Consider the following 13,973-nt stretch of genomic DNA (forward strand, 5'->3'; position numbering starts at 1 on the left):
CGGGAACGGTCATCCGCCGGCGTCCCGCTCCTCCGGGCCCGGCACCGTACGGAGGGTGATGACGATCGCGGCCATCCACAGCAGGGCCGACAGGCCGCCGGCCCATCGCAGGCCCGAGGTGAACCTCTCGGCGTTGGCGGGATCCTGCACGATGGCGCCGAGGACGGCGACGCCGAGCGCACCGGCCGCCTGCCGTGCGGTGTTGTTGACGCCCGAGGACAGGCCGGGGCGGGTCGGGGGCCCGGCGCGCAGCGCCGCCGCGACCACGGACGCGGTGAGCAGGCCCATGCCGAGGCCGAGGCCGAGGAGTGCGGGGAGGAGCGCCGCGTAGGGGCCGGTGGGGGTGACCAGCGACAGGCACGCGGCGCCGGCCGTGCCGAGCAGCAGCCCGCCCAGCATCGGGAGCCGGGGCCCGTAACGGGCGGCGAGCCGCCCGGTGATCGGCGCGCACAGCGCGAGGGGGGCGAACAGCGGCAGCAGCATGACGCCGGCCGACAGGGCGTCGTGGTGGCGGACACCCTGGAGATACAGGGTGACGACGAAGACGAACCCGATCCCGACGAAGTTCATCAGGGCGGCGACGGCGTTGGCGCCGACGAAGCTGGAGCCGCCGAGGACGGACGGCGGGAAGAGGGGCTCGGGAGCCCGGCGCTCCCACCAGGCCAGGGCGGCCGTGCCGAGCACGGCGACCACGGCGGCTGCCGCCGTCTGGGCGGAGACGCCCGAGTGGCCGTACGCGATGGCGCAGTAGGTGAGGGCGAGCAGGGCGACGGCCGCGGCGAGCACCCCCGGGACGTCCAGCCGCCGGTCGGGTGCGGGCTCGTCCCCGTCGACGCGGCGGAGGGTGAGCACGATGGCGACCACGACGACGGGCAGGTTGACGAGGAAGACCGAGCGCCAGCCGGCGAGGGTGACGAGCAGGCCGCCGAGCACCGGGCCGCAGGGCAGCGCCAGCGCGGACACCCCCGCCCAGATGCCGAGGGCGCGGGCCTGTTCCGCGCGTTCCGGGAAGGTCGTGTTGACCACGGCGAGGGTGCTGGGCAGCAGCAGCGCGGCGGCGAAGCCCTGCAGGGCGCGGGCCGCGACCAGCGTGCCGATGCCCGGGGCGAGGCCGCACAGCAGGGAGGCGGTGCCGAAGAGGGCGAGCCCGGCGACGGCGACCGTACGGTGTCCCAGCCGGTCTCCCACGACGCCGGCGGCGAGCAGGCATGCGGCGAGGACGACGGTGTAGGAGTCCACGACCCACTGCATGCCGGGCAGACCGGTGCGGAGGTCCGAGCCGATGTGCGGCAGGGCGACGTTGACGATGGTCACGTCGAGCTGCACGAGGAACATGCCGGCGCACATCACGACGAGGATCGTCCGGCGTCCCGGGCGCGCCGCGGCCCCGCCGGGGCCGGAGGCGATACGAGGAGTTCTCGTCGACGACATACGTCATCGCTGCCCACGGAGAGTTCGGTCAACGCCGAAGCGTGGCGGAGTCCGCGAGTTCGCGGAGACGGTCCGGCATGACCGTCCTGCCTGAGTGGCAGCGCGTCCGGCCCGACCGGCCGGACAACCCCGGTCGAACCTCCGTAGAGTCGGCCCATGCTCTTGTGGATCAACGGCCCCTTCGGGGGCGGCAAGACGCAGACCGCGTACGAGATCCGGCGGCGGCTGCCGGGCAGCGTCGTCTGCGACCCCGAGCGCGTCGGCTTCGGCATCCACCGGATGACACCGCCGTCCTTGCGCGGCGACTTCCAGGACATCCCGGCGTGGCGGCAAGCCGTGTTCGAGGTGCTCGACCTGGTCCTCACCGGGCACGACGGCACGGTGATCGCCCCGATGACGCTCGTGGAGCCCGCCTACTTCCGGCAGATCGTCGGCGGGCTCCGCGAGCGTGGTCACGACGTGCGGCACTTCGCGCTGCTCGCCGAGCGTGAGACCGTGCTACGACGGCTGCGTGAGCGCAATTTCGGCCATGTCCTGCGGTTCGTCGCGGGCAAGGACGCCCCGCTGCGGCGGGAGAGCTTCGCCGTACGCAAGCTCGACCTGTGCCTGGAGCGGTTGCGCGAGGAGGAGTTCGCCGAGCAGGTGTGGACCGACCGCATGACGGTCCCCCAGGTCGCCGGTCACATCGCCGCCTCGGCCGGGCTGACTCTCACCCCCGACACGGACGGCGCGCTCCGGGGTCGCCTGCGGCGGACCTGGACGGGGATCAGGCACATCCGCTTCGACTGATCCCGCCTCCCGGTGTTCAGGGATGGGCCCGCAGGGCGGCGAGGAGCCAGGCGAAGTCGTCGGCGTGGGACGGCTTGGGCTCCCGGCCGTTGATCACGGCCATGAGATGCCGGTAGCGCTCGGCCTCGGCGAACAGGCCGGCCTCCAGGCGCTGCCTGACCGCCGCCCGGCCGGCGGCGTCCATGTCGCCGAGCAGGCGGCCGACGACCTCGGCGGCCTCCGGCGAGTCGGGGCGCACGCCGTTCTCCCGCGCCTGGCCGACCTGCCAGGCGACCTTCTTGGCGAACCACATGAAGGCTCCCGGCTCCTGCCCCGCACGGTTTCGCGTGTTGTACTCCACCATGTCGCGCATCCGCCGCCGGAAGTCCGGGTCGCGCACGAGTTCGGCGAGCTCAACCCAGGCGTCCACCTGCTCGGGCGTGGGGTCGTCGGGCAGGCCGATCTCGGTGTGCCGCATCCGGTTCCTGAGCTCCGGATCGGCGTCCAGGCCGCCGAAGACCTCGTCCACGAAGTTCTCGATGATGCGCCGCCGTTCCTCGGCGGACAGCCGTGCCAGATCGTTCAACAGTTTCGTCTCCTCCGTGCCGGACCGCCGCCTCGCGACGGTGCTGAGCACCGCGCGCCGGAGCCGCAGGGTGCGGATCTGCGCGTCCAGTGCGTCCACATGGACGGCGGCGACGTCGGCCAGGGTGACCTTCCGCTCCAGCACCCGCCGTACGTCGTCCAGGCCGAGACCGAGATCCCGCAGCGTCCTGATGAGCTCCAGCCGGGCCACGGCGCCGGCGTCGTAGAGCCGGTAGCCTCCCTCGCTCCGCTCCGCCGGAGGCAGCGCGCCGACGTCCGACCAGTACCGGATCGTGCGCACCGGCATCCCGGTGCGGCGGGAGAGCCACCCGATGGTGAACAGCCCCTCGTCGTCCATGACCCCGAGTCTGGTCTCTCCACCGGCTGGAGACTCAAGGGCCTGTTCCCAAGTCAACGCCACGGCACGCCGGCGTCGTGACCCGTCGCCACGGGTAGGAGTTCCAGGACGGGGACGGGAGGCGTATGGCTGAGATCGGCGCGCTGTTCGACGCGCTCACGGACGCGATCAACGTCCAGGACGTCTATCGGGTGGTCCACTGCTTCAGCCCGGGGGCCGTGTTCGTCACGCCGGGGGGTGTGACCGAGGGCCACGAGCAGATCGGCTGGTACTTCCGGCAGCTCTTCACGGCGTTTCCCGACATGCGCAACGAGATCACCGCATGGACCGTCCTGGACGACACGATCATCGCGGAGTGGACGTTCAGCGGCACCCACACCGGGGCGCTGCTGCTGCCGGGCGGCGCGGAGATCGCGGGCAGCGGCCGCCGCATAGTGCTCCCGGCGGCGGGCGCCTACACGATGGAGGACGGCGTGTTCGCGAGCGGGCGGGTCTACTACGACCAGCTTGCGCTCTACCGCCAGACGGGCTGCGACCTGCGTCTGCGCAGGACCGCCTGAGGTCCCCATACTGGAGCGTGGACTCCGGCCCGCCGCTGCGCGACATCGGCTGCTTCGCCCTCGTCGCCCGGCACCTCAGCTTCTCCCGCGCCGCCGCCGAACTGGGCGTCTCCCAGCCCGCCGCGAGCCAGGCCGTCGGCCGTCTCGAGCGCGCGCTCGGGGTCCGCCTGTTCGAGCGGACCAGCCGGGAGGTCCACCTGTCGCCCGCCGGCAAGGCGCTGCTGCCGTACGCCGAGGCGTTGCTGGAGTCGGCGGCCGCCTTCTCGGCCGAGGCGGGGCGGCTCGCGGCGCCGGAGGGCATCGCTGTCCGCCTGGCATATCCCCCGCCCGCCGGCGGCCTCGCGGCGCGGATCGCGCGCAGGATGGCACGCCTCGATCCCCCGGCCGAGGTGGAACTGCGCCCGGCCGGCCGGGCCGCCGCCGTCGCGGCCCTCGCGGCCGGCGAGGTGACCGCGGCCATCCTCGCCGCCCCCTTCCCGCGGGAACTGACCACCGCCGCCCGTTTCCACGTGCCCGTCGGGCATCTGGCCGTACCGGCCGGGGACCCGCTCGCCGGCCTGCCCCGCCTGCAGCCCGAACGGCTCGCGCGGCACCGCGTCCTGCTGCCGCGCGAACGCCCGCCCGGCGGGATGTGGGCACGGCTCGCCGCCCGCGTCGGGCCGCACCGGCAGCATGTGGTGGCCGACGAGATCGACGACTTCGCCGCCGCGCTCGACCTGGTCGCGGCCGGTGTCGGCCTGCTGCCCACCCCCTCCCTGGTCGTCACGTCCGTCCGCAGGGACGACGTCGCCTTCGTCCCCCTGGACGCGGGCGACCTTCGCCTGACGTACGCGCTCGCCTGGCGGGGCGAACGGCTGTCGGCCGGGGTGATGGCACTCGTGCGGACGGCGCAGGAGTGCCTCTGGACGAGGTGACCCGCGGGTTCCCGGCGGTGGTCCGATGAGAAAGTTTCACGTCGCCCTCCGGGACGGGATCGTCCGCGTCCCGGAGAACCGGCAGGTGACCGGACTGCCGTCACGGATTTCCCGACGCGGTGTCGCCATTTCCTGACGCAGAATTAATTGAAGCCTTGACTAGCGGCACCAATATCAGCATTCTTGGTACTACGCCGCCCAGCGCGTATTCGCCGCCGAATAAGTGAGGCGCGGCCACCGTGGTCCACGGGCGAACCACCGAAGCCATCAGCGACGATGCTGCTCATTTCGGGCTTTGACCAGCTGTTCTGGGTCTTTTGCCCATACGTCCGCGCGGCTTCACGCGGCCGGACGTCCAATTCGCCGACAATGTGAGCCACGGAACGCCGGAAATGACGGCCGATTTACTTTGCCATGACTGCGAATAGGCGACGGCCGGAGTTTCCCGTTTCCCTTCCGCCGGATCCAGTTTTCCGGCGCGTTCCCATCGGCCGGTCGGGATCGCCTCCGCGCGTACGCGGCGCGGCCCCGTCCGGCAGGCACGACAAGAAGGTGATCACTTGAAATCGGACCAGATCAGGGGACCAGTCCTCTCGCTTTTCCGCATCGTGACGGGGCTGCTGTTCGTCTGCCACGGCGCGGCGACGATCTTCGGTGTGCTGGGCGGCAACCGCGGCACCGGCCATGCCGTGGCGTTCGGCACGTGGCCGGGCTGGTGGGCGGCGGCCATCCAGCTCGTCTTCGGGACTCTCGTCCTCGCCGGGCTGCTCACCCGGGTCAGCGCGCTGCTGTGCTCCGGCTCGATGGCGTACGCGTACTTCACGGTGCACGCGCCGCAGGGCCTGTTCCCGATCCGGAACGGCGGTGAGGCGGCGGCGATGTTCTGCTGGTCGTTCTTCCTCATCGCGGTCTTCGGCCCCGGCGCCTGGGCGCTGGACACGCTGATCCACCGGCTGCGGCACCACGAGGTCGAGACGTACGCGCCCGCTCCGGCACAGGCGTAGCCACACCGCGCCGCCGCCCGTAGGGCGAACTCGAGCGCCGGGTCCGGCATGGCCCGCGCGCGCCGCCTCGCGGCCAGGACCTGCCTCATCACCGGAGGCAGGTCCCACGCGTGCCCGCGTGAACCTGATCGGCCCCTCGTCCGACTGAGCAGGGTGACGGGAGGACGAGATGACCGACGAGCTACTGGTGGTGCGCGCCCAACTGGGCGATCGCGCGGCGCCTGGCCGAGCTGGTGGCCCGCTGGCGGGTGCCGGTGTGGACGTACGTGCGGCGCATGCTCGACGCCGAGCGGGCCGACGACGTGTCCCAGGAGATCTGGCTGGCCGTGATCCGTAGCCTGCCCCGGTTGCGGGAACCCGCCCGGTTCGCGCCCTGGCTGTTCACCATCGCGCGCCGATCGGTCACCGACCGTCTGCGCGGTCAGTACTCCAGGGAACGCGAGCACGCGCACGAAGCCCTGGCGACCGGTGACGTGACCGTCGGCGATCCCGTGGACGCCGCGTTGGACCGTGCCGAGCTGGTGAGCCTCCTGTCGGGCCTGCCCATACCCGAGCGGGAGATCCTCGTCCTCTTCTACCTGCAGGACCTCTCGGTGGAGGACTGCGCGCAGATCTGCGAGATCCCCGCCGGGACGGTCAAGTCCCGGCTCAACCGCGCACGTCGCCTGTTGCGCGCATCTGGAGGAGAAGGGATACCGGCCATGACCGAGGAACCGCGGCTGTCGGCGCGGGAGATGATCGAGCGGCTCGAACCGGCGCTGTCCCGGGCCAGGCGCGTCCGGGCGGTGACGTCGCTGCTGTCCGGGCTGTCCGGCACGGCGTTCCTGGCCGCCCTGTGGGGAGGCGAGCCCGGCCCGCTGCCCGGCCGCACGCAGGTGATGTTCGCCCTTCTCACCGTGGTCTGCCTGGCCTGGGCATGCTACGGCGGATGGCTGCTCATCTGCCGGGTGCCGCTGTTCGCCACCGACCGGGTGGTCGCCGCGTGGATCGCCCTGGCCGCCTCACTCGCCACCACCGCCACCCTGGCCGCGCTGGCAGTCCAGCGCGGCACCGGCCTCGGCCCGGTGCTGGCGGTCGGAGGGCTGTTCGTGCCGGCCGCACTGGTGCTGGCCGTGCTCGACCGTGCCCGCCGGAGGGGGCTGCTGCGCCGGGCACGCGAGCTCACCCGGACGCGTCCGCCCGCGTCCGGGAACTGACTCGACGAGACGAAGGACGCTTCCGAGGGCACACAATCCGAAGCTATCCGCCGCCGGTTCGGCAGGACGGCGCTGCCCGTGGTGACCCTGGTCGTCGCCGGGATCCTCCTCGCGGGTGTGCTCATGCTGCTGTTCTGAAGCGCAGCGCGAGCTGAAAGTTTCAGCTCCGCGGCGTGCCCTCGGCCGTCCTGACCTGGCCGTACCGCTCCGTGACCGGAGCGTGCTTGGATCGCGCCACCTCGCGTACGCACGATCCGGGCGGGAGCCCTCCCGAGATCGTCCCGCCCGTTCCCGGGGCGGCCCCGCACGGCGGGGCCGGCCCGTCCTCCTTTCCTAGGGGCACGTGATGCGACTACCGCGACGGCTGCTGAGCGCGAGCACGGCGACCGCACTGGCCGGCGCCCTGCTGGCCGTCAGCTCGACTTCCACCCCCGTCTCGGCCGCCTCCTTCGCCTATGGCGAGGCGCTGCAGAAGTCGTTTCTGTTTTACGAAGCGCAGGAGTCGGGGCACCTGCCCTCCACCAACCGGGTGACCTGGCGGGCCGACTCCACCGTCAACGACGGGAAGTCCGCCGGGGTGGACCTGTCCGGCGGCTTCTACGACGCGGGCGACCACGTGAAGTTCGGCTTCCCGATGGCGGCCATGACCACCACGCTGGCCTGGGGCGGCGCGGACTACCGGGCGTCCTACGAGAAGTCGGGCCAGCTGCCCTACCTGCTGAACACGCTCCGGCAGGCGGGCGACTACTTCATCCACGCACACCCCGAGCCGAACGTCCTGTACGTCCAGGTCGGCGATGGCGGTGAGGACCACTCCTACTGGGGCGCGCCGGAGACCGTCGAAGCCAAGGGCCACAAGCGGCCGGTCTACAAGATCACGGCGTCGTGCCCCGGCACCGACGTCGCCGCCGAGACCGCCGCCGCGATGGCCGCCTCGTCGATCGTCTTCCGGCCGACCGACCCGGCGTACGCCGACACGCTGCTCACCCACGCCAAGCAGCTGTTCACGTTCGCCGACACGACCAAGGGGACGAACGGCCGTGACACGGCGTACGTGAACTGCGTCAGCGCGGCACAGGGGTTCTACAACTCCACGGGCGAGGGCGGCCAGGTCGAGGGCGCCACGAAGATGTACTGGGACGAGCTGGCCTGGGCCTCCGTCTGGCTCTACCGGGCCACCGGCACCGCGGGCTACCTCGACCGGGCGCGCGAGTTCTACCCGAAGATGGGCAGCCAGGAGGACCCGGGCAGCAACGGGCAGCAGGTGCCGGTCTTCAACTTCGGCTTCGGCTGGAACGACAAGCAGTACGCCGTCTACGAGCAGATGGCCGAGCTGACCGGCGAGCAGAAGTACAAGGACGACCTCCAGCGCTACCTCGACTACTGGACCGTCGGCTACAAGGGCAAGAAGGGCACGATCACGCCCGGCGGCCTGGCGTACATCTTCTACTGGGCCTCGTTGCGCATGGCCGCCAACACGGCCTACGTCGCGTTGAAGTACGCCGACTTCCTCGGCTCGGGCGACCCGCTCTACGCGCGCTACCACGACTTCGGCAAGCGGCAGATCGACTACGCGCTCGGCGACAACCCCCGGCACTCCAGCTACATGATCGGCTTCGGGACCAACCCGCCGCGCAACCCGCACCACCGCGGCGCGCACGGCTCCTGGACCAACGCCGGTCCCGACGGCGAGCCCGCCGTCAGCAGGCACGTCCTGTACGGCGCTCTGGTCGGCGGCCCGGACGGCGCCGACGCCTACACCGACAGCCGGGGCGACTACGTCAAGAACGAGGTCGCGCTCGACTTCAACTCCGGCATCACCAGCTCGCTCGCCGTCCTCTACGGCAAGTACGGCGGCTCGCCCCTGTCCACGCTCCCGCGCGAGACGCCCGACGGCCCGGAGTTCTATCTGGAGCCGACGATCACCCACACGACGCGGGAGACCGCGGCCAAGACCTTCGTCATCAACAAGTCGGCCTGGCCGGCGACCGTGCTGGACAAGGCGAAGTTCCGCTACTACTTCACCCTGGACGGCTCGACGACGGCGAGCCAGGTCACGGTGAGCACGTCCTACACCCAGTGCAAGCAGCCCACCGGGCCGCACCTGCTGGAGGGGCGCACGTACTACGCCGAGGTCGACTGCACCGGGACGCTCATCTTCCCCGGCGGCCAGTCGGAGTACCGCCGCGAGGTGCAGCTCCGCATCGGCGTGGCCGACGGCGCGACGTGGGACCCGTCCAACGACTGGTCGGCCAAGGGTGCGAACCACATGACCCTGTACGGCAACGACGGCCGCCTCATCTGGGGCACGCCGCCCGGCGCCGAGCCGTCGCCCAGCCCCAGCGCCTCCCCGTCGGCGTCCCCCTCGCCCTCGCCGTCCCCGTCGGCGTCGCCCTCGCCGTCCCCGTCGGCGTCGCCCTCGCCGTCCGCGTCGCCTTCGGCGAGCCCGTCCCCCAGCCCGTCCCCCTCGCCCAGCCCGTCCCCCTCGCCGTCTCCCTCCCCCGGTGGCGGGTGCAAGGTGACCTATGGCACGAGCGACTGGGGCGGCGGCTTCACCGCGACCGTCACGATCACCAACACCGGCGCCACGGCGGTCAACGGCTGGACATTGGCCTTCGCCTTCCCCGGCACCCAGAAGATCACCCCACCCGGCTGGTCCGCCACCTGGACCCAGACCGGAACGAACGTGACGGCCGCCAACCTCGACTGGAACAAGACCATCACCCCCGGACAGTCCACCCAGATCGGCTTCAACGGCACCTACACCGGCGCCAACCCCAAACCCACCGCCTTCACCCTCAACGGCACCACCTGCTCCTGAGACGAGGCCATCCATGAGACTCCTGTCCCTGGGCGGGGTGGCCGCCGTACTGGCCGCCCTGCTCGTCCCGGGCCCGGCTCCCGCCCAGGCGGCGAGCTCGTACAACTACACCGAGGCCCTGCAGAAGTCGATCTACTTCTACGAGGCGCAGCAGTCGGGCAGGAAGCCCGCCTGGAGCCGGGTGGAGTGGCGCGGCGACCGCACGCTGAACGACGGGAAGGCCGCCGGGGTGGACCTGTCCGGCGGCTGGTACGACGCGGGCGACCACGTCAAGTTCGGCTTCCCGATGGCGTTCACCACGACCATGCTGGCCTGGGGGCTGGTCGAGAACCGCTCCGGCTACGGAACCCAGCTCACGCCCATGCTGAACAACCTCAAGTGGGCCACCGACTACCTGATCGCCGCGCACCCCGATCCGGAGACGTTGTACGTCCAGGTGGGCGACGGCAGCGTGGACCACGCGTACTGGGGTCCGCCCGAGGTGATCGACATCAAGGGCATGTCGCGGCCGGTCTACAAGATCACCCCGACGTGCAAGGGCACCGACGTCGTCGCCGAGACGGCGGCGGCCATGGCGGCCTCCTCGATGGCCTTCCGGACGACCGACCCGGCGTACGCGGACACGCTGCTGACGCACGCCAGGCAGCTGTTCACGTTCGCCGACACGACCAAGGGCACGAACGGCCAGGACACGGCGTACACGAGTTGCGTGCCGGGCATCTCCGGCTACTACAACTCGACCTGGGAGGGCGGCTCCGACCACCCGGGCGCGACCAAGATGTACTGGGACGAGCTGGCCTGGGCGGCCGTGTGGCTCTACCGGGCGACCGGCACCGGGAGCTATCTGGACAAGGCCCGCGAGTTCTACCCGAAGATGGGCAGCGAGCCCGACGTGGGCCAGGGCGCGGGCGGCACCACCGTCCCCGCCTACAGCTTCGGCCTCGGCTGGAACGACAAGGAATACGGCGTCTACGCGCTGATGGCCACGCTGACGGGCGAGCAGCGGTACAAGGACGACGTCCAGCGCTACCTCGACTACTGGACCACGGGATACAAGGGCAAGAAGGGACCGGTCACCCCCGGCGGCCTGGCCTACATCTTCAACTGGGCGTCGCTGCGCATGGCGCTGAACACCGCCTGGGTGGCCCTCGTCTACGCCGACCACCTCGGCCCCGGTGACCCGCTCTACGCCCGCTACCACGACTTCGCGAAGCGGCAGGTCGACTACGCCCTCGGGGACAATCCCCGCCACTCCAGTTACATGGTCGGCTTCGGAACCAACCCGCCGACGCACGTCCACCACCGGGCGGCCAGCGGCCAGTATCTCGGCTACATGAGCGACACCACCGGACCCAACCTGCACGTCCTGTACGGCGCGCTCGCCGGCGGCCCGGACCAGACCGACGCCTACACCGACAGCCGCACGGACTACGTCCGCAACGAGGTGGCGATCGATTACAACTCCGGCATCACCAACGTGCTCGCGCGGTTCGCCAAGGAGTTCGGCGGGACACCGGTGGCGGGCTTCCCCGCCCCGGAGGAGAAGTACGAGGAGATCCACGCCGAGACCGGCAACGTCTACAGCGGCGTGGACGGCACCTCGCTGACCGTCACCATCACCAACACGTCGAACTGGCCGCCGCGCGTCCTCCAGTCGGGCAAGGCGCGTTACTACTTCACGCTCGACGGCTCCACCTCGATCTCCCAGGTGAAGGTGACCGGCGGCGACAGCAACGGCTGTGCCGTGAGCGGGCCGACCCTCGCGCAGGACCGCACCTACTACGCCGAGGTGGACTGCACGGGCAAGCCCATCTACCCCGGCGACGCCCAGCTCTACCGGCGCGGCACGCAACTGCGGATCTCGGTGCCGAACGGCGCGACCTGGGACCCGGCCAACGACTGGTCGGCGTCGGCGGCGTCGCACGTGCCGGTGTACGACGGGAACACGCTGGTGTGGGGCACCCCGCCCGGTGGCATCCCCAGCCCGTCGCCCTCGCCCTCCCCCTCGCCGTCCCGCTCGCCGTCCCGCTCGCCGTCGCCTTCGCCTTCGCCTTCGCCTTCGCCTTCGGCGGACACCACGCCGCCGAGCGCGCCCACGGGATTGCAGGTCTGCGGGGCGGACTTCGTCAACGCGGTCCCGATGTGCTGGACGGCCTCGACCGACGACACCGGGGTCACCGGCTACGACGTCTACATGAAGCAGGGCGCCGGCTTCACCAAGATCGGATCGTCCACTTCCACGCTGTACGTCGCGGACAAGCTGGTGGCCGGGACCAGCTACACGTTCTACGTCGTGGCCAGGGACGCGGCCGGCAACACCAGCCAGCCCTCGGCGACGCTCACCGCGACCGCCCAGTCCGGCCTGCCCAGCCCGTCGCCCAGCCCGCCGGTCTCGCCGAGCCCGTCTCCGTCTCCGTCGCCTTCACCGTCGGCAGGTGGCGGATGCAAGGTGACGTACGGAACCAGTGACTGGGGCGGCGGCTTCACCGCGACCGTCACGATCACCAACACCGGCGCCACGGCGGTCAACGGCTGGACATTGGCCTTCGCCTTCCCCGGCACCCAGAAGATCACCCCACCCGGCTGGTCCGCCACCTGGACCCAGACCGGAACGAACGTGACGGCCGCCAACCTCGACTGGAACAAGACCATCACCCCCGGACAGTCCACCCAGATCGGCTTCAACGGCACCTACACCGGCGCCAACCCCAAACCCACCGCCTTCACCCTCAACGGCACCACCTGCTCGTGATCCCCCAACACGCGGTCCGGCGCACCCGGGTGCGCCGGACCGCTCGCAGAGAGGTGACTCCCATGTCCGTCCAAGGTCTCCGTAAAGCGGCCGCAGGTGTGCGAACCGGTCTCCTGGGGGCCGGCTTCGCAGCCACCGGGCTCGCCCTCGCCGCTGCGGCCCTCCCGCCGGCCTCCGCGGCGGCCGGGGACACCACGCCGCCCAGCGCACCGGGGACGCTGCGGGACTGTCCCCTGCCCGCGGCCCCCGGGTCGAGCCTCGGCATCGGCGTGTCGCTGTGCTGGGGCGCCGCGACCGACGACGTCGGCGTCACCGGCTACGACGTCCAGGTGAAGCAGAGTGGCGCCTTCACCACCATCCGCACCACGACCGGCCCCGGTTCCATCGTCGGCGGCCTCACTCTCGGGCAGTCGTACACGTTCCGGGTGATCGCCAGGGACGCGGCGGGGAACGCGGGCCCGCCGTCGAACGAACTGACGGCCAGCGCGAACTACCTCAGCGGCATGCCGCCCTCCAGCCCGCCGCCCAGCCCGACCCCGATCGACCGGACCCCGCCGACCCGTCCCGAGGGCCTGGTCACGCAGAGCGTCTACGTCAACGGCGCGGTCGGCCTGGCCTGGACGCCGTCCACGGACGACGTCGGGATCTCCACCTACGAGGTCCACGTGTGGACCGGCGGTGCCTTCCTGCGCGCGCAGGCCACGATCGACATGCGGGCCGACCAGGTCACCGCGGTCGTCACCGGCCTCACGGCGGGGCGCGACTACCTGTTCTACGTGGTGGCCCGGGACCGCGCGGGCAACCTCAGCGCGCCCTCCGACCTGGTCCGCGCCCGGGCCATGGTGGAGCCGCCCGCCGCCAGCCCCAGCCCCGGGACGGACACCACGCCGCCCGGCACGCCGACAGGGCTGACCGCCGTGACCGGCATGGCCATACCCGGCGGAGTCTTCCTCGCCTGGAACACCGTCAGCGACGACAGCGGGGTCCCGCCCCGATACGACCTGTTCCGCCGGACCCTCGACGGCTACGCGTACGAGGGCGAGAACGGCACTCCCCGCGACATCGTCTCCGGCCTCGAAGGAGGCAAGCCGTACACCTTCCAGGTCGTCGCCCGCGACGCGGCCGGCAACCTGAGCAACCCGTCGGCGCCGTACACGGCGATCGCGCAGCCCGGGGGAACGTCCTCACCCAGCCCGTCGCCGTCCCTCGGCCTGTCGCCGTCCCCCAGCCCGTCGGCGTCCCCGTCGTCCGGTTCCGGGTGCACGGTGACATACGCGACCACCACCTGGGACGGCGGGTTCACCGCCACCGTCACGATCACCAACACCGGCACCGTCCCCATCGACGGATGGAGGCTCGGCTTCGGCTTCCCGCTCGCCTCCCAGCGGGTCACCAACGGATGGTCGGCCGTCTGGGCCCAGTCCGGCACCGCTGTCACCGCCGAGAACTACGAATGGAACAAGACGATCAAGCCGGGCCAGTCGCTGTACCTCGGCTTCAACGGCGCCTACACCGGCAGCAACCCCAAGCCGACCGCCTTCACCCTCAACGGCAGCCCCTGCACGCGAACGTGACCGGCTTCGA

Annotated in this window: 10 protein-coding genes; 8 read left to right on the top strand and 2 right to left on the bottom strand. The window is 71.5% G+C overall.

The features are described from left to right. Positions 1–9: 9 nt before the first annotated feature. Entirely contained in the window at positions 10–1,431 is a 1,422-nt protein-coding gene (locus IL992_RS36360; protein WP_226874408.1) for an MFS transporter, read from the bottom strand. Positions 1,432–1,587: 156 nt separating this feature from the next. Between IL992_RS36360 and IL992_RS36365 the strand changes: the two genes are divergently transcribed. Then, positions 1,588–2,220, top strand: a complete 633-nt coding sequence (locus tag IL992_RS36365; RefSeq protein WP_193207845.1) for an AAA family ATPase — start codon at positions 1,588–1,590, stop codon at positions 2,218–2,220. 16 nt (positions 2,221–2,236) lie between these two features. Here the strand turns inward: IL992_RS36365 and IL992_RS36370 are convergent, their stop codons facing one another. Further along, entirely contained in the window at positions 2,237–3,142 is a 906-nt protein-coding gene (locus IL992_RS36370) for a helix-turn-helix domain-containing protein (RefSeq protein WP_193207846.1), read from the bottom strand. 125 nt (positions 3,143–3,267) lie between these two features. On the opposite strand from IL992_RS36370, the gene IL992_RS36375 reads away from it, so the two are divergent. The 7 genes from IL992_RS36375 to IL992_RS36410 all read left to right on the top strand — a co-directional run bounded on the left by IL992_RS36375 (position 3,268) and on the right by IL992_RS36410 (position 13,963). Beyond that, positions 3,268–3,702, top strand: a complete 435-nt coding sequence (locus IL992_RS36375; protein WP_193207847.1) for an ester cyclase — start codon at positions 3,268–3,270, stop codon at positions 3,700–3,702. Positions 3,703–3,719: 17 nt separating this feature from the next. Beyond that, a complete protein-coding gene (locus tag IL992_RS36380; protein WP_193207848.1) occupies positions 3,720–4,616 on the top strand; it encodes a LysR family transcriptional regulator in 897 nt (298 codons plus the stop codon). Between the two features lie 560 nt (positions 4,617–5,176). After that, positions 5,177–5,620 carry a DoxX family protein gene (locus tag IL992_RS36385; protein WP_079319802.1) on the top strand — a complete coding sequence of 148 codons (444 nt, stop codon included), beginning with the start codon at positions 5,177–5,179 and terminating at the stop codon, positions 5,618–5,620. A 233-nt stretch (positions 5,621–5,853) separates the two neighbouring features. Continuing rightward, entirely contained in the window at positions 5,854–6,816 is a 963-nt protein-coding gene (locus IL992_RS46950) for an RNA polymerase sigma factor (RefSeq protein WP_319019055.1), read from the top strand. A 346-nt stretch (positions 6,817–7,162) separates the two neighbouring features. Beyond that, entirely contained in the window at positions 7,163–9,637 is a 2,475-nt protein-coding gene (locus IL992_RS36400) for a glycoside hydrolase family 9 protein (RefSeq protein WP_193207850.1), read from the top strand. Positions 9,638–9,650: 13 nt separating this feature from the next. After that, a complete protein-coding gene (locus IL992_RS36405) occupies positions 9,651–12,389 on the top strand; it encodes a glycoside hydrolase family 9 protein (RefSeq protein ID WP_193207851.1) in 2,739 nt (912 codons plus the stop codon). 98 nt (positions 12,390–12,487) lie between these two features. After that, positions 12,488–13,963: a cellulose binding domain-containing protein gene (locus IL992_RS36410; RefSeq protein ID WP_193207852.1), complete on the top strand. Its 1,476-nt coding sequence runs from the start codon at positions 12,488–12,490 to the stop codon at positions 13,961–13,963. Positions 13,964–13,973: the final 10 nt, after the last annotated feature.

Origin of the sequence: Microbispora sitophila, assembly GCF_014892245.1 — a bacterium.
In the GTDB taxonomy this organism is placed as follows: Bacteria; Actinomycetota; Actinomycetes; order Streptosporangiales; family Streptosporangiaceae; genus Microbispora; species Microbispora siamensis.